We start from the raw sequence: 25,169 nt of genomic DNA, 5'->3' as shown, positions 1-25,169 counted from the left end.
TACATTAATCAATAATCCAAGTGTTATGAGAAAGAAGAATTTATTGTTTGGCGTTTTGGCTCTATTGTTCGCTCTGCCGGCTATTGCTCAGGACGACAACAACCTTCATGATGGAAAGATCCATTATGGAACAACTGTTTCGGTAGGTGTATTGAACGGCGTCAAAATAGAGGGGAGCGCGCGCTTTATGCCCGAACTGACGGCTCGTGCAGGCTTCGCCTTCATACCCTCCATGGCCATTGTCAACAACAAAGTGTTTGTGCCGGATGATCCCCAAGAATTGGAGGCATATCAGTCGGCATTGGGCTATACGCCGGGAATCAGGGGGAATCTGAAGGTTTCTTCTTTTTCCGGCCATGTATTGGCTGATTACCATCCGTTCAAGAACGCTTTCCGCGTAACGGCCGGTCTGTACTTCAACCGTCCGCAAATCAATGCCAAGATACAGCTCATCAATCAAAATACAGGACAATCCATCATGAACGATCAGAGTACGCTCAATCCGAACAACATGCCTGTCATCACGATCAAGGATAAAGACAATCCGGCGGATAAGGTGAGCATCCAACCCTCTTCGACGGCAGAGGTGGAAGCATCGGTACATTTGGGTAGGGCCGTACAACCTTATATCGGCATCGGTTACGGATTTGCCGTTCCCGTATCGAGGGTATCTTTCTTCGCCGATCTTGGAATGCTTTTCTCCGGAAAAGCACAGATCTCGTCTCCCAATGTGATAACGGGTGACCCGAATTTGCTGATTGACTTTTCCGAAGATGCACAGGAGGCGGTCTATCTGACACAGATACTTCCCGTGCTCAACATAGGCGTTTCGATACGATTGTTCTAAAAACGCAGGGAGCACAAGCAAACAGGGAGAGACTGTCGGGAGTTTGTCCTGATGGCCTCTCCCTGTTTGTTTTGGTTTTTTGGATACAGTCTTAGATAACGACAAACAACAATTGAATTCCCCAGTTGCCCGAAAACGGTCTTCCTTCCCCAGCTTTTATTTCGAATTATTGTTGACGATGTGGTGTTCGGGGGGGCAATATTTTGATGATTTGTTGCATAAAAAGCGTGTTTAATTCCAAATTAAGTGTTACATTTGGAGCGGGAAAGAGCTTTTTGTGTGACTAAAAGAGGGCAGATGGCTATGAATATAGACAAAAAGCTTGCAGATGTGTAATTTTTTTGATACAAAAGATATTTACTAACTTAAAGCTAAATGATATGCGAAAAATTTTGAGCTTTTTGATGATGTGCTCTCTGCATTTAGGTCTACAATCTCAGACTTGGCATGGAGATCCGGACTCAGTGGCTGCCCTACCTTCTATCGGTATTCAAGAGTCAAGCTGTAACCGAATCACATTCGAGGTTGTTTTCCCCGGATTTTATAGTGTGGAAAAACGAGAAGGCAACCAAGTCTTTCAGCGCATTTCCATGCCGGGTTGTGGCTCGTTTGGGAATCTGGGCGAAGCTGAATTGCCTGTTTTGAAAAAGATGATAGCCGTTCCGGAATTTTCAACAGCTAACGTTGCTGTAAATATCAAGGAGTCGGAGACATTCTACAATTATAATATCTATCCTAATCCTACCTATGTCGTAGAGGAGTTGCCTGATGGAGGGGGAACTTATCCGGCAGAGGCTTTTGCGATAAACAATGATTATTATAGCCAAAATGTAAGCCTCCCTTCTACTCACTATGTCTATTCTCAAGACGGGTATTTTCGCTCACAAAGATTTATCGAAGTTACCCTGTATCCTTTTCGATACAATCCTGTTCGACAAGAAATTCTATTTGCAAAAAAAATCGAGGTTACAATAACTTTCGATAACCCTCAACCACCTTTACAAAAAAACACCGGCATATTTAACAAAGTAGCCTCCTCTGCATTTATTAATTATGAAGCTGATGGCAAATCGGCGATAGAAAATGATATGGTGTTCAGTCGTGGTACAACAACGTACATAAGCGGAAATGTTGCCAGCAACCTCCCTCAGAACTGTGACTACTTGGTTATTTACGATGATATGTTCAACGTAAATCAACAACCACACGACGAAATCAAACGGCTGTGCGAACATAGAGCCTTCTACAACGGCTTTGATGTAGCTGCTGTAAGTATAAAGGACGTATTGAATAGCTTTCCATCAAATGCCACCTCATACATCAACGAAACTAAACTGAAAAATTTCATTCGCTCAGTTTACAACCAAAGCAATGCGAAGAGGACTTTAGATGGCAAACTGGGATACGTGCTACTGATCGGAAAACCATTGAGCAAATATTTGGCTGACACTGATAATACAAAAGTCCCAACCTCTTTTATTCATAATGTCTCCTTAATTCCAAGTCATCCAACTTTTGGTTCCATATGCGCCTCCGACTATTTTTTTAGTTGTGTTTCGCCCCTTGATACTGTCGGCGATTTGTTTATCGGTCGATTTAGCGTCACCAATGCTCATGAATTGCACAATCTGATTGAAAAGACTATCAACAAAGAAATCTCATATAATCCTATTGCACACAAAAATATTCTTTACGCAGAAGGGAAAGGCTGCGATGCTCCAATCTTACGTTTATTCTTAAAAGAAATCGCCTCTGGTTACACAGTCAACTCTATCTTAAAATCTAATCAGGTCTCTGCAATAGACTCGATATTTGACTGCTTGAATAATGGTTCCCATCATTTTTATTTTAACACTCATGGAATGCCGACTGTTTGGGGGATAGGGCAGGGACTCGACGTCAATACTCTAACAGCCCGATTGAACAATACATCTTCGCAGGGATTATGTACGAGTCTATCATGTAGTTCGGCTGTAGCAGATTCAACTATTAGATCGCTTGGAGAAGTCCTGACCACATACGCACCTAACAAGGGATTCTCGGCTTTCTTAGGAGGAAGCAGAGCCACCCAATATGCCGTTTATTTAGAAGGCCCCTGTCCTCCGTCAGAATTTTATGAATATTTACCTTATTCTTTATATCACAATCTCTCGACTGTTGTTGGCGAAATGTTGCTATCATCCATTATCAATACTAATTCTGTTGATACGTATTCGAAATTCAACTTCAATTTGCTTGGCGACCCTGCACTAAACATTATGGCTCATGGCATGGAGGTTAGTAATTGTATTACACTACCAAACAACACCATTATAAGCAGTCCGATAACAATAAAAAATGGTGGCTGCCTAAAAATACCGGAAAAAGGAGTTTTGCATTTTACTAATAATGGCTCCATACAAGTCATGTCCGGAGGAACTCTGGAAATAGGCAATCAGGCTAAAATATCCGGAGAGACCGGTGCTAACCCCACCTTTATTACCGTTTACGGCGATGGTCTTGCGATTAACAAGCAGGTAGAGATAGACAATATAGACCGACTTAACTTGTTTTCTACGCATTCGGTCATGCCCAAATTTCATTTTGACAGTGTGAAATTCAACAGTGCCCCGCTGTATACAACGAACTGTATTGTGGAGATAAGCAATTGCGAATTTACCAATCGAAGTGACATTATTTCAAAGAATTGTGACCTAAGCGTTGAAAACAGTATGTTTAGCAGTTCGGGGATAACGGTATTCAAGCCTATGGCTACAAGCTCCATCACCGGATTATCTACAAAAGCAAAGATTACCGACAATACTTTTTTTGCGACAGGAAACTTCGCCTACCATATCACAAACACGCCAGGCTTAACAGCAACCTCCAATGCTGCCATCAAGTTAGACAATATTCCTGAGTATTACATTTCCGGTAATAAAATAGTCAATTGCGATGAGGCTCTTGTACTAAATAATAGTGGCAACAGAACGAACAGACTCCACAATATCACACGGAATGTGATAAAAAACTGTAGGATTGGGAGCACGCTTTATAATTCCTATGGTATTTACAACCGAAATAAGATCAGTAACAATCATATAGGAGTACGTCTCCTCAACAACAGTTGTTTTTATTTCGATAATGCTCCTGTAATCAATGAAGAAGATAAGCAGACGTTTATTTCCAATAGGACTTGGCAGCTCTATTCATCAAACGGTACATTCCCTCTCAACTTCCATTACAACAGCTTGCAGGGGGGAGATACAGATACATGGATTTACAACGACACGTATACGAATCGCTATATTGACGTTTCAAATAATCACTGGGGCAACAATGATTTGTTTGATCCGAATCAGGTTTTCAATACGCCAGACTTGTTCATTTGGATACCTTTTTGGGATGGATTGCCAAATGGGAGATCGGGCAATAGCTCTGCTGAAGCAGTAGAATTCCAAACAGCATTGGACTGTATTGGCAATAGCGATTATCTTTCGGCAAAAGTGGCTCTCAAGATGATGGTTGAAACCTACCCGGAATCCGACTTTGCAATAGCTGCTTTGAAGGAATTGTTCAGGATAGAGAAAATGTCAGGCAACGATTACGAAGGCTTGAAAGATTATTTCAGATCCAATCCAACCATCATCTCTTCCCAGAACTTGTTCCCGACAGCTGATTTCCTGTCTGCGCGATGCGATATTGTGTGTGAAAACTATCAGTCTGCCATCGATTGGTACGAAAATCGCTTGAATAGTGAAATCTCCTATCAGGACAGTGTTTTTGCAGTCATTGACCTTGGTGACATTTATTGGAATATGCAGTTAGACTCACTCAGAGGGACTGGTATAGATTTGAACATACTTTCCTGTGAACAAAGGAAATCGCTCGAAAGCCATCAAAATGTAAAAAATTATTTGTTGTCAACTCTTCCCGAATCAACAGGTACTCTCCTGCCTCCATTAGAATGCAACAAATCAAGCCTTGATAAATCCAAGATAATCTCTATTTCGCCCAATCCGGCGAAAGCTGTTGTAACAATAATCTACTATACCGATAACCCTTCCTGTTCTGTAATAAAAATATATGGAATAAATGGAGCCTCGGCTGATATAACCGGGTTGCCCAAACATCTATCCGAAGGTTATTACAGCATACAGTTCAATACATCCAACTTTGATCCCGGTTTCTACCTGGTAACGCTAAATGTTGATCAGAAAATTATAGATACGGAAAAATTACGAATCAAATAATGGCTATCATGATGAAAAGTATTGTTTTTAGAGCATTTCTAACGATTTTGCTCTCGTGGGCAGCGATCACGAATCCGACTGCTCAAGAGATCTCAGGCATGAATGCATCCTGTCTGGCTGCTCCGGCTCAACCGGATACTATCTTATATGAAAGTTTTGAGAATGGGCCTGTTCCCAATGGCTGGCTTGAGATAGATGCTGATGCTGATGGTGCCACTTGGGGAAGCCCATCAGGCTCTTTCTCTGTACCTTACGGACACAATGGCCTTTGCACCTACTCCCAAATACGTTCCGGTATCTCAACAGCGGGCAACTATCTGATTACACCCAATATAGAAGGAGCCAAACGCGTCAAGTACTGGGTATGCAATCAATATAGTACCAATCCGGAACATTACGCAGTAATGGTATCGACAACGGGGACTGCCATTGAAGACTTTGTTTTGTTGTTTGATGATTCCATAACCGGGAAACTGACTCCTCTCGTATGGCGTAGACGAATCGTGGACTTACCAGAAGGGACCAAATATATTGCATGGCGACATTACAAAGTCACCGACTCACACACAGAATTCTTGAAATTGGATGATGTCACTGTGTATAGGTCGATCGAAGGGCCCGAACCTGCTACCGACTTCACAGTAATCAATATCGGACAGAATGTGGGACGATTGACTTGGAACTATCCGGAGGATTATCAGCCGGAAGGAAAGGGGAATGAAGAGTTGCAGCTTAGCGGCTACAACATCTATGCGAACGGTACACTACTGGCACAAATAAAAGATGTCTCCATACTGGAGTATGTGGACAGCACTTACTCTTTGCGAGACAATCCCTTGCAAGTGGAGTACTGCGTTACAGCCGTTTACGATGAAAGCATAGAATCTTCGACCGTATGTGGCACGCTGCATTACGCCACGGATGCCATCCTTTATGAAAATTTTGAGAATGGGCCTGTTCCCAATGGTTGGCTTGTGATAGACGCTGATGGAGATGGATTTAGCTGGGGACACTATTTGAATGCATACGACGTTTTTTCCGGCCATAATGGAGGACATTGCTCTTTGTCGGCTTCTTATGTTTCGGGTATAGGCCCTGTGACTCCCGACAACTATCTGATTACTCCCAAGGTCGAAGGAGCCAAACGTGTCAAGTATTGGGTAAGTACGCAGGATGCCAATTGGGCAGCGGAACATTACGCGGTGATGGCTTCGACAACGGGGACTGCTGTTGAAGACTTCGTCATATTGTTCGAAGAAACCATGACAGCGAAGCCGACCGGCGCATGGTATGAAAGAACCATCAACTTACCTGAAGGGACTAAGTACATCGCATGGCGGCATTACAACTGTACCGATATATATTTCTTGAAGTTGGACGATATCACTGTATTCGGGACTCCTGCATCAGAGCCCGAACCTGTTACCGATTTCGTTGTCTCGCTTATTGAGAATAACAAGGGACGCTTGAAATGGAATTATCCTAACGGCTACGAACCCGATAAGACTGATGATAAAGACCGGTTGTTTGCGATAAGCTGATTTATGATTCTCAATCGGACATTATCTTATATGAAGGCTTTGAGGCCGGAAGTATTCCTGAAGGCTGGTTGTTGATTGATGCTGATGGTGACAATGTTAATTGGGACTATTATCCTTGGACTATGTATGGACATGACAGTGAGAAGTGTATTGCATCCCCTTCGTACTTACCGATGATTGGTGTTTTAACTCCGGATAATTATCTCATTACTCCTAAACTTGAAGGCGAGGCCGAAAGAGTTAAGTATTGGGTCTGTGCTCAAGATGCGGATTGGGCAGCGGAACATTATGCGGTGATGGTTTCGACAACGGGGACTGCTGTCGAAGATTTCGTTATGTTGTTTGAAGAAACGATGACCGCGAAAGTGGCCGGTGCATGGTATCAGAGAACGATCAACCTGCCTGCAGGGACTAAATATATCGCATGGCGGCATTACAATTGCACGGATATGTTTTTCTTGAAATTGGATGACATTACGGTTTATCGTTCTACTGAGCCTGTTCCCGAGCCTGTTACTGATTTCGTTGTCTCGCTTATTGAGAATAACAAGGGACGCTTGAAATGGAATTATCCTAACGGCTACGAACCCGATAAGACTGATGATAAAGACCGGTTGNTCGCTTATTGAGAATAACAAGGGACGCTTGAAATGGAATTATCCTAACGGCTACGAACCCGATAAGACTGATGATAAAGACCGGTTGCAGCTTGCCGGTTACAATATCTATGCAAACGGCTCGCTCCATGTTCACATACAAGACCCGACTGTTTTGGAGTATATCGATGAGACTTATTCTTCACGAGACGATCAGGTGGAAGTGGAGTATTGTGTCACTGCCGTTTATAATGACAATATCGAGTCCCAATCGGTTTGCGATAAGCTGAACTATACTGTCACATCCTTGGATAATATTCAATCTGATACAAGCTTGAAAATATATCCTAATCCGGCATCGCATGTTTTAAGGATAGAGGGATTGAGTCGTAACAAGTCAACAATCGAGTTGTATAATGCGCTGGGAATTTGCGTATTAAGGGAAGAGACCCATTCGGAGAAAACGGAAATCGATGTTTCACGTCTCAATGACGGAGTCTACTTGATTAAAGTAGTCGGTGGAAATAAAACAACAACCGAAAAGGTAGAAATAAAGAGGCCGTGAGCTTCCTTGGGTAAGACTTATTTTTCAGCACACCCAAAGCGGTAGTTTCTGAGAAAAGTACCGGGAGATACAGAAAGAGAATTTTTTGTCGATTGGGGGAGGAGATGTTTGCTTGTTTGGCAATCTCTTCCCCCCTTCTTCAAAATGCACTTATGCCGGACAGATATTTCGGTTGTTCAATTTGGGCATTTCACTACGACCGTTCCTTAGGAATGGGCGAGCGACTGAAGGGTAAGAAATAGTAAGAGAGATGATGCTTACTCGAAGCGGCGCGATATATCTGCCTCATCGATGATACTGACGATGAGCTTGCCGTCCGGCGTATAGGTGGAATCATTGGAAGCAAAAAGCTCGGCCAAGAGATCGCTGGCCTCTTCTGCTGTCGGTGTCTTGCCACGAGGGATGGCTTGATACTCGGCTATTTTGGTGGCAATAAGTTCGAGCATTTGTTCATGTGACGATCTGCCATCTTCGAGCGTGATGTGGATGACATCCCGCACGACATCTGCCGCGCAGTCTATGATTTGTACGGGTGCTGCCAGTAGCGAATAGGAAGAGGCACCGAGGGGCGACAAATCGAACCCGACAGATTGGAGTTCGTCCACAGCTGCCTTCACGGCAGCAGCATCCGACGGATTGAATTCGAGGAGTTCGGGGAAGAGGAGTTGCTGCTGTTCGATATGGCGTGTCGATTCGTCAGCGAGGAAGCGATCGTAAAGAATACGCTTGTGGGCGCGATGATAATCGACCAGAGCCAAACCCCGACTCAGAGTAGTCACCAGATAACGGCCGCGATGGACATAGCAGAGCGTATCGGCAGAGGGAGTCGCAGATACGGCAGAGGGAGTAAAATCGGTCGAGGCGAACAGTTCTTCCGAGCGGATCGGTGGTTCTGCCATCTTCTCGGCATCTCGCTTGGCTTCGAACTGCTTGAAGAGTTCGTTCCAGCCCATATCCGGCGATTGACGCCGCGAACTGCGGATAGGCTCCGTCAGTCCGGTTTCTTTGAAGGGATTATACGATGGATCCAGATCTACGGGCGGACGGGCGATGTTTTTCCCGGGACCTTGATAGGCCGGGATGTCGATCAGTTCTTTGCGGTCGAAGTCAATGGCCGGTACTGCATTACTGGAGCTGAGTGCTTCACGAATGACCACACCGATGAGTTTGAAGATAGCCTGTTCGTCGGAGAACTTGATTTCGGTCTTGGTCGGGTGGATATTGACATCGATCTGGGAGGGTTCAAGATCGAAATATAGGAAGTAATTGGGCATTGTTCCCTGAGGGATAATCGCCTCATAGGCAGCCATCACGGCTTTGTGGAAGTAGGGATGACGCATGTAGCGTCCATTCACGAAGAAGTACTGCAGGGCACCTCGTTTGCGAGCGCCATCGGGCCGTCCCACGAAGCCGGATATATTGGTGATGGGGCTTTTCATCCCGATGGGTATCAGATCTTTCTCTATTCTCTTTCCGAATACATCGAGGATTCTTTTCTTCAGAGGAGAGGGGGGGAGATCCTGCACCAGCTCCCCCGAATGGTAGATAGAGAAAGCAACTTGCGGATTGACCAAAGCCACCCGTTCGTATTCGGTCAGGATGTGCCGAAATTCCGTTTCATTCGATTTGAGAAACTTTCGACGTGCGGGTACGTTGTAGAAGAGATTTTTTACGCAAAGAATACAGCCCTGCGGTGAGGTGACAGTAGCCACTTCGTCTACTTCGGAGCCATTGATGGTAAGGCGTGTACCCAGCTCATCCTCAGCCCTTCGGGTTAGGAGTTCCACTTGTGCAACAGCTGCAATCGAAGCCAGGGCTTCACCTCGAAAGCCCATCGTCCGAAGGCTGAACAGATCCTGAAAAGAAGCTATCTTGGAAGTGGCATGTCGTTCGAAAGCCATTCGGGCATCGCTTTGGCTCATACCCTTGCCGTTGTCGGTGACGCGTATCAGCTCGCGACCGGCCTCCCTGACATCCAGCCTGATGATGGAAGCACCGGCATCCAAAGCATTTTCCAATAGCTCCTTGACGACGGAGGCCGGACGTTGGATTACTTCGCCGGCAGCAATTTGATTGGCGATACTGTCCGGCAGGAGGCGTATGACGTCGCTCATAGGATAACCTTAAAAACCAGCCACGATAGCAAGCAAACGGCTACGAGCAAAGCCAACGTGCGGAGTGTTCGTCCCGAGCGAGTGGATTGTGTCTCGCCTTGTAGCTGTCGCTCTTTCAGATGTTGGGTGCCTTCTACAAAGGTTCCGCGTATACGAGGGCGATAGCCGGAGTAGTCGCGTGATGAAGACTGTCCGTCTTGCTCTGCTTGCTCTTGTTCGACTTCGCGTCTGATGCGTTCGATACGTTTCTCCAACTCATCGCGTCGCTGATCGTAATAGATGGGTTTGTGGTCAAAAGACCGCGGCTTGCGCTGTTTGTAGAATGATCCTAATCCCATAGTTGTTCTCTATTAAAGATGAGTGGAGTGAAGAAAAGGTCGAAGAAGTCTTCCTCTTTGCTGTCCGTAGTAGGTCGGGCAATATAGGGAGAGAGCATGTTTGTAGGATTGGCGACTTCTTTGTTGTCCGAAGAAGTCGGAGGAATAGAGTCAGTCTGTAGAGCAGCAACAGTCAATGAGTCTTTTCTCTCCTCTTCTGCCAAAGCTCTATAAGCACGAAGAGCTGCCAAAGCACCGCTAAAGCGTCGCAGATCGGACAGCGATCGATGTACCTGCAAGACAGAATCAGGCTGCCTGCGGAAAAGATCCTTCTCGGATTTCGGTCTGATAGTCTCTTCCCAACGGAAGGATGCCAAGCGTTGAAGGTCGGGTGTAAGCATTTTGATCGGGTAGCCTTTGCCCGATGCTACGCCTTGCAAGAGCACTTTCTTGAGTTGGCCTTCTTCGAAATCAGCAATTATAGAGGGGGATTCGATCCGATTCATCAGATACCAGCGTTTCGATCGTTTGTGCTGTTCGTATTGGATGACTTCGGCATTGCCATGTACCTGTATCTGGCGTACAAGGCTGTCCTGCATATAGGCTCTGATACGTCTACCGGCCAGCTGGTCGTACATGATGGAATCTATCCTCCGTACGGCAAGAGCCTTGGTAAGGACATCGACATAGTCCAGACTGTCATTGCGGAATTTGAACCGAATCGTATCGCCACTTAACTGGGAGCCTTCATTCCACATAATGGGGTTGTCATAGAGGTAGAGCAGCGAATCGCGAGAGTCGTACTGCATAGAGTCGGCAATAGCTTGGACATCGGTTCGATAGACCCGTACATGTCTGTATCCGCGTGCTATCCGCCTATCTTCGGGCACGCGGCGCTGGGTGATCATTTCAAGCGTGTCGGCCGCAGCCCATAAAGTGTCGGGTTTGGAAAAGTCGATCATATAAGATCGTTCGGTCGCGAAGGCATAGTCTTTCTTCTCATCGTAATAGCCGTATTCGCCGTAAAGAGAAGAACGGTTCACCGTATCGGTCAGGATCATATTGCCGAAGGCTTCGCCAAAGCCGGTACGACGGTCATAAAAGATCGAGTCCCCAGTCAATTGCTTGGCACCGTTAGAAGAATAAACAATGGAGCGATCCAGCAAAATGCCTACATCAGTATTCGAATCGTATACTCCTCGCGTGGAAACGATATAGCCGGAATCCGACCTCATTTTCGTAGGCCCCAGAATGTGACTGATTTTGGTATCTGTATTATAATGAAGTTCTTCCGTGTCCATGGTATAATCCTTATTTTCTAAATGGACATTATCTCGGAAGATGGCATCGGATGTGGCGGGAGAGTATTCTCCGTAGCTGGAGGTCAGCGTATTGAGGGAGTCGACTATGCTACCACTTTCGAAATAGTAGCCCAGGTTCATGACCCGATCATAATCCAAACTATCCGTAAAGAGAGTAGCCGAACGATTTTCCAGTCGTACTTCATGACGAAGACGAGCGTATTTGATATTCCCATCGTAATGGAGGTAGCGAGCGAACATGGATACGGTATCGCCCTGCTGCATAGAGACCTGGCCGAATGCTTCGAAAGTGTTCTCTTTCTGATTAAGATGAGCACTGTCGCAACGCATCACAGCTCCTTCATGCTTGATCACGACATTGCCAAGGAGCCGCTGTACATCGGGGTTGTAAAGTCTGTCGTAACGGAGTTCATCGGCATGTTCGAGGATGACATGCGCTTTCCCCTTACTCCCTTTGGGAGGGGGACCTTGGAGGGATGCAAGGGCAGAAAAAGAAAGAGTGACGATCAGAATTATCGCCCCTAATTGTCGGCTGCTGAGCCGAGACGCGCGTTTTTCTCCCTTTCTCATTTATTTGTCTTCGATGCGGAAAGAAGATCTCTCTTCCCAAAGAGGTTTTCTTCCCGACCGAATTATTGTCTGTCTTCAAGCCAGCCCGGATAGCGGAACTGACAGTTGCGGTAGGCCGGTTCGATGTGGATATAAGTCTCTTTCTGTTTCTTTCTTATCCATGCATCGATGACGCTTTCTTTCTTTTTGTTCAGGGCTAAGGCCTTGATCGTTTGAAAATCCGAGTTCATATTGGCACGGTGTCCCTCGATCAGGTTTTTGACCTTCACGATGACAACCTCTTCATTGCCTTTGTCTGTTTTGAGGATAAAGGGCTTGGAGACTTCACCGGGCTTCATGTTGTAGACAACTCGGCTGATATCCTGTGGTAGCTCTTCGTACTTGAAGCGGGAGGAGCTATAGAAATCGCTCTGCTGGATCTTATTGACCATAAGTCCCTGATTGTTGCGCGTGTCGTTATCTTCGGAGTATTGGGCTACGGCCTTCTCAAAGGTCAGCTTATTTTCTTTTATCAGGGAGTATAAGCTATCCAGCTTGTTTGTAGTTTCCGTCAAGGCTGCATCAGATACTTTGGGTTTGAGTACGATTTGTCGGAAGTTGATCACATCGCCTCGTTTCTCTATGAGCTGAACGATATGATAGCCATCGTCGGTTTTGATGATCGGGGAAACACGCTTCGTATCGGTGAGTGAAAAAACCACACGTGCAAACTCTGCGTCGAGCGAAGCCTTGCTGACAAAGCCGTATTCACCGCCTTGTAAAGAAGTCTTGGAATCTTCGGAGTACAAACGAGCCAGCGTGGTGAAATCGCGTCGTCCTTCATTGATCTCATCCGAAAATTCCCGTAGCCTCTTTTTGATAGCGTCCGTTTCGTGCAGTGAAATCACGGGCTTGATGGTCAGTAGCTGTACCTCCACCGTAGTAGGAATATAAGGCAAACTATCCTGCGGAAGTGAAGCAAAGTACTGACGAATTTCAGAAGGGGTCACCTTGACGTTTTCATCGATTTTTCTTCGCATCATGCGAACGATCTCCCCGTTCCGGACTTCTACACGCTGTTCTTCGCGTATCTGCGTGTACTTCCGATTGAAGTATTCTTCCATCTTTTCTTTGGACCCGAACTGCTGGATATAATCGGCCAAATACATATCCACATAGCGGTTTACATCCGCCTCATTGACTTCGATACTGTCTATCTTGGCTTGATTGAGAAAAAGCTTTTGGACGGCAATCTGCTCAGGGATATAGCAGTCCGCATCCCCCTCAAGAGGACGTCCCGAACTAAGCAAGAAACGCTTGGTTGCCTCTATGTCTGAGCGCAGAATCGGCTCGTCTCCGACCATCCATACGACTTCGTCGATCACGTTCTTCTGTGCTATGGAGGAGGGGAGTGCCCAATAGAGCAGCGACAACATGATTATGCAGATACGCATTCCATTCTTTTTCATCTTTCGTATCGTATTATAGCATCATTAACGGATGCATTAGTTTGCCATTTCGGATAAGAACTTGATCCGCACCAAACGAATCTCTTCTTCAGAATAGTCCTTGCCGAGTTCTTGCATAGCCTCCTCCAAAGAGTCTGTGGTGGATTCTTTGAAGTACTCGAATATATCTTCCAAATGATCCTCATCCATGACCTCATTGATGAAGTAGTCGATATTGATTCGAGTGCCGGAGTAGACTATGGTCTCGACCTCTGACAGCAATTCGGAAAAATCCAGTCCATGGCTCACAGCTATATCATCTAGTGCGACCTTGCGATCGATTTGCTGAACGATGGAGACCTTCATCTTCGATTTGTTGGCGAGTGTACGTACACGCATGTCCTCCGGACGTTCAATCTCGTTTTCCTCTACGTGACGACGGATCAGCTCGAGGAATTCTTTCCCATAACGAGTAGCCTTACCGGCACCTACACCGGGGATATTCTGCAGCTCTTCGATCGTAACGGGATAGAACGTAGCCATAGCCTCCAACGAGGGATCTTGAAAGATAACGTAGGGAGGCAGTTTGAGAGATGCACCCAACTTCTTCCTCAGGTCTTTCATCATAGCGAACAGAACCGGATCCATGGCTCCACCGGAACCACGTCCTCCCGCCTTGGGAGAATCTTCATCCTCGTCCTCTTCGTTCTCATCGACTATCTTGAAAGAAACGGGCTTGTTGGCAAATTTCTTGCCTTTGGCTGTCACTTTCAGCAATCCGTAGTTTTCGATGTCTCGATTCAAATAGCCTGAAAGGAGTGCCTGTCTGATAACTGCAGTCCATGTTGTCTCCGTTTCGTCGCTTCCAATACCGAAAACTTCTAAATCTTGATGCCCGAAAGACTCTATATCGGGAGTCAATTCGCCCATCAATACATTAATTACATACTCCGTTTTGAACTGTTCCTTCAGAGCAGAAACCGTTTCCAAAACGTTTAACAATAGTTCCTTTGCTTCCACTTGCTTATACGTACTCGTACAATTATCACATGCACCACAGTTTTCCTGGGTATAGTCCTCTCCGAAATAATGGAGAAGCAGCTTGCGCCTACAGACTCTACTCTCAGCAAATGCTGCGGTCTCGGCCAGTAGCTGGCGCCCGATCTCCTGCTCGGAAATGGGCTTGCCCTGCATGAATTTCTCTAATCGTTGCAGGTCTTTGGGACGATAGAACGCGATACATTCGCCTTCTCCTCCGTCTCGGCCGGCACGTCCCGTCTCCTGATAATACCCTTCCAAACTCTTGGGCATATCATAGTGGATGACGTACCGAACATCCGGCTTGTCGATGCCCATTCCAAAAGCAATGGTAGCGACGATCACACTTATCTCTTCGTTCAGAAAAGCGTCCTGATTGGTCGCTCGCTCTGTCGCGTCAAGTCCGGCATGATATGGAAGAGCTTTGATCCCATTGGCCTGCAAAACCTGGGCAAAAGTAGTTACTTTATTTCGACTCATGCAATAGACAATACCGCTCTTTCCCGGCTGGGATAAGATGTATTTGACTACGTCACGATCTACATCCTGTGTTTTAGGACGTATATGATAAAAAAGATTGGGACGATTGAAAGACGATTTGAATACATCGGCATCCATCATTCCGAGACTCTTTTGAATATCATGCTGCACTTTCGGGGTAGCCGTAGCTGTCAAAGCTATGATCGATCGGGGTCCTATTTCATTGATGATAGGGCGAATCCGTCTGTATTCGGGTCTGAAGTCATGCCCCCATTCGGATATACAGTGAGCTTCGTCTATAGCGTAAAACGAAATGTCTATTTCGCGCAGAAAAGCAATGTTTTCTTCTTTTGTCAAAGATTCGGGAGCAACGTACAACAGCTTGGTAAGTCCATCGCGTACATCGTTCTTGACACGCTCGAGCTGTGTCTTATTCAAAGACGAATTCATGAAGTGAGCCACACCGTCCTTAGCACTGAAACTACGCATGGCATCCACCTGATTCTTCATCAGAGCGATAAGGGGGGAGACTACGATGGCCGTGCCGGTCATGAGCATGGCCGGCAACTGGTAGCATAGGGATTTTCCGCCTCCTGTGGGCATCAGCACAAAAGTGTTCCGTTCGGCTAATACATTTCTGATGATAGCCTCCTGATTGCCCTTGAATCGGTCAAATCCAAAATACTGCTGTAATTTTTCGGCCAGAACAATGTCCATAATACAACACTTGATAGGTGTGTCACACTACACTCCGGGTAGCAACTCCTTGGGGTTGGATTCTCTTGGGTTCACTTATTGATCCTGTAGCAAATCGTCGATATTCAAATGAGCCTCGGCATAGGCTTTGTCCACGACCAAAGTCTTCTTTTTACCTGATGGCATCGTGAACATCGCATCCATCATGATCGTCTCTACGATAGAGCGTAGTCCACGTGCACCCAATTTGAATTCGATAGCTTTGTCAACGACAAAGTCAAGCATATCAGACGTAAAAGACACCTTGATACCATCCATGGCAAATAGTTTTTCGTATTGCTTGGTGATAGCATTCTTCGGCTCCGTCATGATGTTTCTAAGAGCATCCCGATCCAACGGCTCCAAATGGGTCAGAATAGGTAGACGACCGATGATTTCAGGGATCAGCCCAAAGGACTTCAAATCTTGCGGACGAATATAGCGAAGCATATTCTCACGATCGATATGCCTGTTCTGCAGTCCGGCAGTATATCCTACCACGCGAGTATTGAGTCGCTGAGCAATTTTCTTCTCTATCCCATCGAAAGCTCCTGCACAAACAAAGAGAATATGTCTCGTGTCCACGGGAATCATCTTTTGCTCCGGATGTTTGCGACCGCCTTGAGGCGGAACATTCACGATCGAACCTTCCAGTAGCTTCAGTAGCCCCTGTTGTACACCTTCCCCACTGACATCGCGCGTGATAGAAGGATTGTCGCTCTTACGGGCTATCTTGTCTATCTCATCGATAAAGACAATCCCCTTCTCAGCTTGTTTGACATCGTAGTCCGCAGCCTGCAAAAGTCTGGTGAGAATACTCTCAATGTCTTCTCCCACATAGCCGGCTTCGGTCAGTACTGTAGCGTCGACTACAGCAAAAGGGACATGGAGCATTTTGGCTATCGTGCGAGCCAAGAGCGTCTTGCCGGTTCCCGTGGGGCCGACCATAATAATATTGCTTTTCTCAATCTCTACTCCATCGCTGTCTTCTTGCTGGAGCAATCGTTTGTAATGATTGTATACAGCGACAGAGAGAAAACGTTTGGCATCATCCTGCCCGATAACATACGAATCGAGAAATTCTTTGATTTCTATAGGTCGAGGCAAATCCTCTCTCTTCAGATCGCTCGCCTTTTCCGAATTGAATTTTTGTAGTGCTTCCCGAACTACCTCTCCGGCACGGAGGGCGCATTCATCGCAGATGTGACCATTGACGCCTTCCAGCATCAGATTCACCTGCGTCCTCGGCATGCCACAAAAACTACAGTATTCTTCGTCCTTTTTCTTTGCCATGAGATATATAGTCTCCTTGCGATAAGAGGGCTACTTCCGATTCTTTTCGAGGATTTTATCTATCATCCCGTACTCCAATGCTTCGGGGGCTGTCATCCAATAGTCCCGGTCACTGTCTTTCTCGACCTGTTCGACGGGCTTTCCACTGTGAGAAGAGATAATGGTGTAAAGCTCTTTCTTGACGCGCAGAATCTCGCGAGCTGCGATCTCCAAATCGCTGGCCTGACCCTGCATACCGCCAAGCGGCTGGTGTATCATCACGCGGGAATGGGGCAAAGCAAAGCGTTTGCCTTTCGTTCCTGCTACGAGCAGCACTGATGCCATAGAAGCAGCCATACCTGTACAGATAGTAGCCACATCGCACCCTATATATTGCATCGTATCGTATATGCCATAGCCGGCATAAACAGATCCACCGGGTGAATTCAGATAGATGGAAATATCCTTACCTGGGTCGGCACTATCGAGATAAAGAAGCTGTGCTTGAATAACATTGGCCGTATAATCATCGATTTGAGTGCCAAGGAAGATGATCCGATCCATCATGAGACGTGAGAACACATCCATTTGTGCAACGTTCAACTGGCGTTCTTCGATAATGGTCGGAGAGATGTAGCTGCTTTGGATTCTGGTATAGTCGTCCAAAGCCTGTGCGTTCAACCCGATATGTCGGGTTGCGTATTTTTTGAATTCGTTCATTGTCTTTCTGTGATCATATTTTTTTTCGCCCGTCAAATGGGCAAAAGCAATCGTTACGCATAAAAACAAAAGTAACTATTTTCCGACTTTCTCCCAAACATAAAAAGAGCCATTTGCACATTGCATATTACGGTGTCGATTGCAGGGGTGTGATATTTAGAATGAAAACCTCAAAGAGCCTTCTCAAGTTCGGTTGTTTGTCTTTTTTCGTGTGCTAGGTTCATTAGAAATTACGTGCCAAAAAACTTTTCAACAACGAAGAAGTGTTTGGAATGATTCCAAATAAGCAGTGGTAAGGAAGTGGGTTTTGATGTGAAAAAGATGAGAAAGCCAACTTTTTACGGTCAGAAACTGCTTTTAGAGAAGTCGGATAATGATTTGTATATCAATCATTTTCGATTTATATACAGATGGTTTTCGATTTATATATAAATCGTTTTCAATAAATATATAGATCGCAAGTCATTTATATATAGATCGTAGGCTCAAAAAGGCCTTTTCGGAGAGGGATAAAACGAAGACACCCGCCGAGTTCCTTGTAGAACTCGGCGAGTGCCATGTATGTTTGGAGAGGGTTATAGAGAGCGCTATTCCTCTTTATTCGTCATGGGAACATCCTTTTTTGGAGTGGATAACACCGGGACATGTACGGGGTAGATCAGGCCCGATATATTAGGCGATGTATGTATGAGGGAGTGTGCATATTCATTGTCGTTCAGTCGTCAAGTAGTTTGTCAATATCTTTCTATGTCAATCCGATAAGCAGTTCCGGAGGAGAACTTCACGCTCTCCATCGTTGCCATGTCAGTGGGCAAATGTAGCAAAAACTGCGAACCGAGGGAATCGAAACTCGCATTGGGGACAGGGCAACCGCAAAAATTTCGAGAAAATACAAGTTGCTAATTTTCGGATAATTGCATTTTGGAGGTTATACTCAAAGATAAAGAATACACTCAAAAATTGAAGTGCACCCAAAAAGTTGGACAGGTTAAACATTATCCGGTTATAGAAAGAGTTCGGTATTGCACCGGACTCTTTCCTTTTAACCGTGATTTTATTNTGAAGTGCACCCAAAAAGTTGGACAGGTTAAACATTATCCGGTTATAGAAAGAGTTCGGTATTGCACCGGACTCTTTCCTTTTAACCGTGATTTTATTCTTTTATTATTATAGTAGTTTATATATTCCTCCAAAGCCGTTATAAAGGCTTCTTCGGATTCGAATTTCTGAGCGTATAAAAGTTCAGACTTCATTATGCCAAAAAAGTTTTCCATCATTGCATTATCAAGACAGTTCCCCTTTCGCGACATACTTTGTATGACATTATGTTCTTCCAGACGTTTCCTGTATCCATGGTGCTGATATTGCCATCCCTGATCAGAGTGTAGTATCAGTCCGTTAAGCCTCTCAAACTTGGCAAAAGCTTTATCAAGCATATCGTATACCTGTTCAAGGTTTGGACTTCTGGAGATGTTGTAAGATATAATCTCACCATTGAACATGTCCAGTATAGGAGACAGATATAGCTTGGTCGAACCTAATGTTATCTGTGTCACATCGGTAGACCATTTTTGATTCGGGGTTTCAGCAGTAAAATCGCGATTTATGATATTTGGGGCAACCTTGCCAACATCTCCTTTATATGAATGGTAGCGGACCTTACGAATGTTGCTTTTAAGACCCATCTCATCCATTAAACGTTTTACTGTCTTATGATTGATCGTAAAGGCTCTATTATGCATCTCTGCCGTTACACGACGATATCCATAACGTCCTTTATGCTCATGAAAAATAGACTTTATCACTTCTTTTTCAGAAGCGTACTTATCCGCATTTTTCGACTCTGTCAAGTGATAGTAGAATACCGAACGAGCCATCTTCTTTAACTCCAATAGTAAACTTAGAGGATATGCTGACCTTAGTTCGTTGATGGCTGCTGCCCATTGAGATGTGCTCGGGCTTTTTGTTCTTCGACTAAGGTCTCTACTTTTTTTAACAGGGCAAGTTCTGCCTTCAGGCGAAGGTTTTCTGCCTGAAGTTTCTCTACTTCTGTCTGAGTATCCTTTTTCTTTGTTCTTGACATAGGTTCTTCTTTGGCAGGTCTGCCCCGCCGTTTTACATCATATAGAGAATCTCCTGAACGAACTTTTCTTAGCCAAGATTGAATAGAGCTTCTGCTCACATCATATCGGAGACATAACTCTCGCAAAGTTACACCATCCTTGATGTGTTCCAAAATAATTGCTTCTTTTTCTGTAGGACTGAAGTCATATCCTTTGCTGGGATTGTGAAGACCTTTTTCTCCATAGGCTTTATAACGTGTTAACCACCAACGAACCAAATGCCTGTCTAACCGACGCTCCCGGCACACTGCATTGAGACCTTTTCCCGCAATTATTTCACTTATGACATTGAACTTCTCTGCAAAACTATACTTCATAAATAAATTACACCCAAAAAGTTTTATGTCTAACTTTTTGGGTGCACTTCATATTTCACTTATGACATTGAACTTCTCTGCAAAACTATACTTCATAAATAAATTACACCCAAAAAGTTTTATGTCTAACTTTTTGGGTGCACTTCAAAAGCCACGGCTTTCGGGGGGTGCTTGTTTTATATCCTCACTCTCCCTGCCGATGACATGGCAAGGAGAGTGGAAAAATCGGGATCTCAGCACAACTCGCTATTCACTTCTCAGAGCAGACGCTGGCTGCGGCGAATGAATTCGGCCAAAGCCTCTCCAGTCAGCAGACCGCTTCCGAGCAGAGCCAAGTCGATGAGCTGACCTATCAGCTCGTTGTCCTGAGCATATTGGGTCAGTTGTTCGTTGATGCTGCCTTCGGTTTTGGCCTGTTCGATGGCATTATTCTCCTTGGCTTCCTTCGTGGCAGCAGGGATTTCCTCCGGTTTCTTCCCTTTTTCCTCTTCGAGCAGTTTGGCCTCTTCCGCTTTCAGTTCGGCGATTTTTGCTCTAAGCTCCGTGAGCGAAGGCTCTACCGATTCCTTCTCACCGGAGAGCACTCTGTCGATGAGCGGATGGTCGGTATTGAGTACCAGATTGTACGAATCGGGGAGTTCGCCGTAGAAGCTCATACCCGGCTGCAGCTGTGCCATATCGCGCATACGCCGCATGAATTCGGCTTGCGTGATGAGGATGGCTTCGCCTTCGGCTCCGAGCGATTCGAAAGCTACGTTGAAGTGCTTCTTCTCGTCCCGTGGCAGGCGTGCTTCGAACAGCTTCACGAGGGTGGCACGCTCCGTATCGGACAGCTTCACTTCGGCTCTTTCCTCCTTGCGGATCAGGTTGTTGATCGTGTCGCTATCGACGCGGACAAAGTGTGTCTTCTCCAACTTTTGCTCCAGCAGGCTCACGATATGCGGATCCAACTGACCGTCCAACAGCATCACGCTGTAGCCCTTGTCGGCTGCACGCTTCACGTGGCTGTACTGTCCGTGCTTGTCCGTAGCGTAGAGATACACCACCTGTCCGTCCTTGTCCGTCTGTACACCCTCGACGAGCGTACGGTATTCGTCGAACGTGTACTTGTGTCCGTCCATATCGGTGAAGAGGAAGAACTTGGCTGCACGCTCATAGAACTTCTCGTCCGTCAGCATACCGTATTCGACGAAGAGCTTCAGACTATCCCATTTCTCTTCGAATGTGGGGCGGTCGTTTTTGAAAATTTCCTCCAGACGGTCTGCCACCTTCTTGGTGATATGAGACGAGATCTTCTTCACATTGGCATCGCTCTGCAGATAGGAGCGCGATACGTTGAGGGGAATATCCGGCGAATCGATGACCCCATGCAGGAGGGTGAGGAAGTCCGGCACGATACCCTGTACCTCATCGGTGACGTAAACCTGATTGCAGTAGAGCTGAATCTTGTTGCGCTGCAGATCCAAGTTGTTCTTGATCTTCGGGAAATAGAGGATACCCGTCAGATTGAACGGATAATCCACGTTGAGGTGGATCCAGAAGAGAGGCTCCTCGGATGTGGGATAGAGCGAACGGTAAAATTCCTTATAGTCTTCGTCCTTGAGGTCGGCAGGCTTTTTGGTCCAGGCCGGATGCGTGTCGTTGATCTGATTATCCTCGTCCGTGTCTTGCATCTTGCCGTCTTTCCATTCCTGCTTCTTGCCGAAAATGATCGGCACGGTAAGGAACTTACAGTATTTGCCGAGGAGTCCCTCTATCTTTTCTTTTTTGAGGAACTCGCTATTCTCCTCATCGATGTGCATCACGATGTCGGTACCGCGGTCAGCTTTGTCCGCCGGTTCGAGCGTGTATTCGGGCGATCCGTCGCAGCTCCACTTCACCGCCGCAGCATCTTCCCGGAAAGAACGCGTGATCACATCCACTCGCTCGGACACCATGAAAGCCGAGTAAAATCCGAGTCCGAAGTGGCCGATAATGGCAGCCTTGTCATCTTTGTACTTTTCGAGAAACTCTTCTGCGCTGGAGAAAGCAATCTGATTGATGTACTTCTCCACCTCCTCTTCGGTCATCCCCACGCCGCGGTCGCTGACCGTGATCGTGCGTGCCACTTCGTCCACGCTGACCGTTACGCGGAGGTCACCCGTCTCGCCTTTGAATTCGCCGACGGATGCAAGCGTTTTCAGCTTCTGCGTAGCGTCCACGGCATTGGATACGATCTCACGCAGGAATATCTCATGGTCGCTGTACAGGAATTTTTTGATGACGGGGAATATATTGTCACTCGTTACCCCGATAGTTCCTTTCTTACTCATAGTGTGTTATTATGTTAATGTTTTGTTTGTTTCTATTCCGACGAAAGGAACGACAAATCCGGTGCCACAGACTCCGGAACTGACAATCTGGCGCATTCTTTCGCCCGGACTGCCTTTTTTCGCTTCCGGATGATTCCGGTTCGTAAAAATGGCGGTTCCACGTTTGGAAAAACGTGGCGTGAGAATTTTTTCGTTTTGGTTCGGGAAGTAAAAAATTCTCGCGCCACAACGGAAAAAAAGTCGCTCCTAAATTTCAGAAAACACGAACCACAGTCCGGCCAATTCTCGAACCAAATTCGTGAGGAGTATGCTTGCTGGCATCCTTCCCCTCGCATCGTAGTGGAAGTAATCTTGGCAAAACACATTCGGCCTCTCCCGTACCTTACTTCCAAATCCAAGTGATTGTTTCTCATGTGGAATCCACCTCTTTTCCCTCTGCAATACAGCCTTCTATGCGAGGAAACGATAGGATTTTTTTATTTTTGAGACCAACAAAAAAGAATACCCCCCTCGACTATAGAAAACACAAGGCGCGGAAAGGAGAGTTGTCCGATCTACACCTTTCTGTATCCGATAGAGGGAGATTAGAGACCTGACTGCAAAAAGTGCATTTATGAAAGAAAATGGGAAAATATACAGGCATTTGACCGAAGAAGAAATATCCGTGCTGGAAGGCAACTACTGCCAGTGCGCCGATTGGACGATGGTGGAGGTGGCAGAAGGCTTCGATGCGAATCGTTGTCTGCACGTCATGTTCAGCGGACAGATCCGGATCGGATCCACGCGAGGAAGTCACCTGTTGCCGGGAGGCCTCCACGTGCCTACGGGTATCAATATCGCACGCCTGCACAACTGCATCATCGGAGATGAAGTCGTCATCTTCCATGTCAATAGCTATTTGGCTAATTACAGGATAGGCGATTATACCCGAATCGAAAACATTGATACCATAGCCGTAACGGAATCCACCACCTTCGGCAACGGCGTGGAGGTAACCGTGCTGAACGAAACCGGCGGACGCGAGGTTACGATCACTGACAACCTGACTGCCCAGACGGCCTATCTGATGGCCATGTACAGGCATGACAAGGTGCTGACCGAATCGCTCGCTGCCATGGCCAAAGCTTATGCCGAGTCGCGCCGGTCGGATATGGGAGCAATAGGCTCTCATGTGGTTATCCACGGATGCAATACGATAGAGAATGTTTGTATCGGAGATTATACCGAGATCACCGGTGCCTCGCACCTCTGCAACGGCAGTATCAACAGCAAGAAAGAAGCTCCCGTGTCGGTGGGCTATAATGTCGTCTGCCGCGATTTCATCCTCTGTTCGGGCAGCAGCGTTACGGATGGAGTCACCGTTTCGCACTGTTTTGTGGGGCAGGGTACCCATTTGGGGCACCTTTTCTCTGCACATGATTCGCTCTTCTTTGCCAACTGCCAAGGCGAAAACGGCGAGGCCTGTGCCGTCTTTGCCGGGCCATATACCGTGTCGATGCACAAGTCGAGCCTGCTCATTGCCGGTCTATACTCTTTCCTCAATGCCGGCAGCGGCTCTAACCAGAGCAATCACCTCTACAAGCTCGGCCCCATCCATCAGGGCATCGTGGAGCGCGGCTCGAAGACCACGAGCGACTCTTATATCCTTTGGCCATCCAGAATAGGGCCTTTCACGTTGGTGATGGGTCGACACGTACACCATATCGACAGCTCGGCCTTCCCCTTCTCGTATATTATAGAGGACCGAAACGAATCCTATTTGGTGCCGGGTATCAATCTGCGCAGTGTCGGGACCATTCGTGACGCCAAGAAGTGGCCAGCGAGAGATAAGCGTAAAGATCCGGATTTGCTGGACAATATCAACTTCAACCTCTTGAGTCCTTTCACTGCCGGTAAGATGATGCGAGGCAGTCGGAAGCTGAAGAAGCTACGCAAGATACTGGGCAGCGAGGGACAGACCTATGTCTATCACGATATGCGCATACGCTCCTCTGCCTTGGACAAGGGGTTGATGTTCTATGAGATGGGGCTGAACAAGTTTTTCGGCAACTCCATCATCAAACGCCTTGAAGATTGTCCTTGCCGTACGGATGAGGAGGTGTTGGCCGCTCTCAAACCCACCCACAATGAGGGAGATGGCAGCTGGGTGGACATCTGTGGTATGATCGCTCCGCAACAACAGATCCACCGCCTTACTTCCTTGATCAAAGAAGGCCGGATCAAGAGCCTTGCGGAGGTGAATGAGCGGATGAAGGATATTCATGGCCGATACTACGACTATGAATGGTGCTGGGCATACAATGCTCTGCTCGAATGGTACGAGCTGAACCCCGAGGATCTCACCCGATCCAAAGTAGCCGAACTGGTGCATACATGGATGCGTTCGGTGATCCGCCTGGACGAGATGCTCTATGAGGATGCCAAGAAGGAATTCCAAATGCACAGTCAGGTAGGCTTCGGGATAGACTTGGTAGGGGAGATGAAGCACCGCGATTTCGATGAGGTACGGGGCGATTTCGAAAGCAATCCCTTCATCGTCGAGGTGGTGGAGCACATCCGGAAAAAGCGTGCTCTCGGCGAAGAGATGCTCTCTCGTCTGGAGTGAAAACAGCCATTCGGCCGCGTCTTTCGACGAATGGGG

The 25,169-nt window shown here is 46.5% G+C and carries 15 protein-coding genes and 2 pseudogenes; 6 read left to right on the top strand and 11 right to left on the bottom strand.

The window, feature by feature from the left end; all coding sequences use genetic code 11:
- The first annotated feature begins 25 nt into the window (after window positions 1-25).
- From HQ49_RS05645 to HQ49_RS12865, 4 genes and pseudogenes are all read left to right on the top strand, one after another.
- Window positions 26-847 (top strand): hypothetical protein, encoded by an 822-nt coding sequence (locus HQ49_RS05645; RefSeq protein ID WP_039418859.1) that lies wholly within the window; start codon window positions 26-28, stop codon window positions 845-847.
- A 380-nt stretch (window positions 848-1,227) separates the two neighbouring features.
- The gene (locus tag HQ49_RS05640) at window positions 1,228-5,079 is read left to right on the top strand and encodes a C25 family peptidase propeptide domain-containing protein (protein ID WP_039419029.1); all 3,852 of its coding nucleotides are present in this window, start codon (window positions 1,228-1,230) and stop codon (window positions 5,077-5,079) included.
- Window positions 5,079-7,237: pseudogene (locus tag HQ49_RS12695) on the top strand (choice-of-anchor J domain-containing protein); the annotation flags it as partial. The gene HQ49_RS05640 and the pseudogene HQ49_RS12695, both read left to right, overlap by 1 nt.
- The gene (locus HQ49_RS12865) at window positions 7,221-7,781 is read left to right on the top strand and encodes a T9SS type A sorting domain-containing protein (RefSeq protein ID WP_235290069.1); all 561 of its coding nucleotides are present in this window, start codon (window positions 7,221-7,223) and stop codon (window positions 7,779-7,781) included. The pseudogene HQ49_RS12695 and the gene HQ49_RS12865, both read left to right, overlap by 17 nt.
- Window positions 7,782-8,038: 257 nt before the next feature.
- Here the strand turns inward: HQ49_RS12865 and mutL are convergent, their stop codons facing one another.
- The 11 genes and pseudogenes from mutL to HQ49_RS12690 all read right to left on the bottom strand — a co-directional run bounded on the left by mutL (window position 8,039) and on the right by HQ49_RS12690 (window position 22,755).
- Complete coding sequence (gene mutL, locus HQ49_RS05630) at window positions 8,039-9,895, bottom strand: DNA mismatch repair endonuclease MutL (protein WP_039418857.1); 1,857 nt, start codon at window positions 9,893-9,895, stop codon at window positions 8,039-8,041.
- On the bottom strand, window positions 9,892-10,233 hold the full coding sequence (locus tag HQ49_RS05625; RefSeq protein WP_018966056.1) for a hypothetical protein: 342 nt from the start codon (window positions 10,231-10,233) through the stop codon (window positions 9,892-9,894). Before HQ49_RS05625 ends, mutL begins: the two co-directional genes overlap by 4 nt.
- The gene (locus HQ49_RS05620) at window positions 10,224-12,104 is read right to left on the bottom strand and encodes an OstA-like protein (RefSeq protein WP_018966057.1); all 1,881 of its coding nucleotides are present in this window, start codon (window positions 12,102-12,104) and stop codon (window positions 10,224-10,226) included. Before HQ49_RS05620 ends, HQ49_RS05625 begins: the two co-directional genes overlap by 10 nt.
- A gap of 62 nt (window positions 12,105-12,166) precedes the next feature.
- Window positions 12,167-13,552 carry a peptidylprolyl isomerase gene (locus tag HQ49_RS05615; RefSeq protein ID WP_018966058.1) on the bottom strand — a complete coding sequence of 462 codons (1,386 nt, stop codon included), beginning with the start codon at window positions 13,550-13,552 and terminating at the stop codon, window positions 12,167-12,169.
- A 36-nt stretch (window positions 13,553-13,588) separates the two neighbouring features.
- Window positions 13,589-15,766 (bottom strand): DNA helicase RecQ, encoded by a 2,178-nt coding sequence (gene recQ / locus HQ49_RS05610; RefSeq protein ID WP_039418856.1) that lies wholly within the window; start codon window positions 15,764-15,766, stop codon window positions 13,589-13,591.
- Between the two features lie 75 nt (window positions 15,767-15,841).
- Entirely contained in the window at window positions 15,842-17,077 is a 1,236-nt protein-coding gene (gene clpX / locus HQ49_RS05605) for an ATP-dependent Clp protease ATP-binding subunit ClpX (protein ID WP_026292375.1), read from the bottom strand.
- A gap of 30 nt (window positions 17,078-17,107) precedes the next feature.
- Window positions 17,108-17,776: an ATP-dependent Clp endopeptidase proteolytic subunit ClpP gene (gene clpP, locus HQ49_RS05600; RefSeq protein ID WP_010956008.1), complete on the bottom strand. Its 669-nt coding sequence runs from the start codon at window positions 17,774-17,776 to the stop codon at window positions 17,108-17,110.
- 1,094 nt (window positions 17,777-18,870) lie between these two features.
- Window positions 18,871-19,710: pseudogene (locus HQ49_RS05590) on the bottom strand (IS3 family transposase); the annotation flags it as partial.
- Window positions 19,695-20,216: a helix-turn-helix domain-containing protein gene (locus HQ49_RS05585; protein WP_039418852.1), complete on the bottom strand. Its 522-nt coding sequence runs from the start codon at window positions 20,214-20,216 to the stop codon at window positions 19,695-19,697. The gene HQ49_RS05585 and the pseudogene HQ49_RS05590, both read right to left, overlap by 16 nt.
- 257 nt (window positions 20,217-20,473) lie before the next feature.
- Entirely contained in the window at window positions 20,474-22,528 is a 2,055-nt protein-coding gene (gene htpG / locus HQ49_RS05580) for a molecular chaperone HtpG (protein WP_039418850.1), read from the bottom strand.
- Window positions 22,529-22,560: 32 nt separating this feature from the next.
- Window positions 22,561-22,755 carry a DUF1661 domain-containing protein gene (locus HQ49_RS12690; protein WP_394331891.1) on the bottom strand — a complete coding sequence of 65 codons (195 nt, stop codon included), beginning with the start codon at window positions 22,753-22,755 and terminating at the stop codon, window positions 22,561-22,563.
- Here HQ49_RS12690 and HQ49_RS05575 point away from each other — a divergent pair.
- Both HQ49_RS05575 and HQ49_RS05570 read left to right on the top strand, forming a co-directional pair.
- The gene (locus HQ49_RS05575; RefSeq protein ID WP_394331890.1) at window positions 22,724-22,930 is read left to right on the top strand and encodes a DUF1661 domain-containing protein; all 207 of its coding nucleotides are present in this window, start codon (window positions 22,724-22,726) and stop codon (window positions 22,928-22,930) included. The two genes, HQ49_RS12690 and HQ49_RS05575, sit on opposite strands and share 32 nt — an antisense overlap.
- A 211-nt stretch (window positions 22,931-23,141) precedes the next feature.
- Entirely contained in the window at window positions 23,142-25,133 is a 1,992-nt protein-coding gene (locus tag HQ49_RS05570; protein WP_018965732.1) for a DUF4954 family protein, read from the top strand.
- Window positions 25,134-25,169: the final 36 nt, after the last annotated feature.

The organism is Porphyromonas gulae, assembly GCF_000765945.1.
Classification (GTDB): Bacteria; Bacteroidota; Bacteroidia; order Bacteroidales; family Porphyromonadaceae; genus Porphyromonas; species Porphyromonas gulae.
Note: the sequence above shows the minus strand (reverse complement) of the source record. Positions and strands in the feature narration are given on the sequence as shown.

Bases quoted from the DNA above. Each gene is read 5' to 3' on its own strand.
- HQ49_RS05645 (WP_039418859.1), top strand. From the start codon at position 26: ATGAGAAAGAAGAATTTATTGTTTGGCGTTTTGGCTCTATTGTTCGCT.
- HQ49_RS05640 (WP_039419029.1), top strand. From the start codon at position 1,228: ATGCGAAAAATTTTGAGCTTTTTGATGATGTGCTCTCTGCATTTAGGT.
- mutL (WP_039418857.1), bottom strand. From the start codon at position 9,895: ATGAGCGACGTCATACGCCTCCTGCCGGACAGTATCGCCAATCAAATT.
- HQ49_RS05625 (WP_018966056.1), bottom strand. From the start codon at position 10,233: ATGGGATTAGGATCATTCTACAAACAGCGCAAGCCGCGGTCTTTTGAC.
- HQ49_RS05620 (WP_018966057.1), bottom strand. From the start codon at position 12,104: ATGAGAAAGGGAGAAAAACGCGCGTCTCGGCTCAGCAGCCGACAATTA.
- HQ49_RS05615 (WP_018966058.1), bottom strand. From the start codon at position 13,552: ATGAAAAAGAATGGAATGCGTATCTGCATAATCATGTTGTCGCTGCTC.
- recQ (WP_039418856.1), bottom strand. From the start codon at position 15,766: ATGGACATTGTTCTGGCCGAAAAATTACAGCAGTATTTTGGATTTGAC.
- clpX (WP_026292375.1), bottom strand. From the start codon at position 17,077: ATGGCAAAGAAAAAGGACGAAGAATACTGTAGTTTTTGTGGCATGCCG.
- clpP (WP_010956008.1), bottom strand. From the start codon at position 17,776: ATGAACGAATTCAAAAAATACGCAACCCGACATATCGGGTTGAACGCA.
- HQ49_RS05585 (WP_039418852.1), bottom strand. From the start codon at position 20,216: ATGAAGTATAGTTTTGCAGAGAAGTTCAATGTCATAAGTGAAATAATT.
- htpG (WP_039418850.1), bottom strand. From the start codon at position 22,528: ATGAGTAAGAAAGGAACTATCGGGGTAACGAGTGACAATATATTCCCC.
- HQ49_RS05570 (WP_018965732.1), top strand. From the start codon at position 23,142: ATGAAAGAAAATGGGAAAATATACAGGCATTTGACCGAAGAAGAAATA.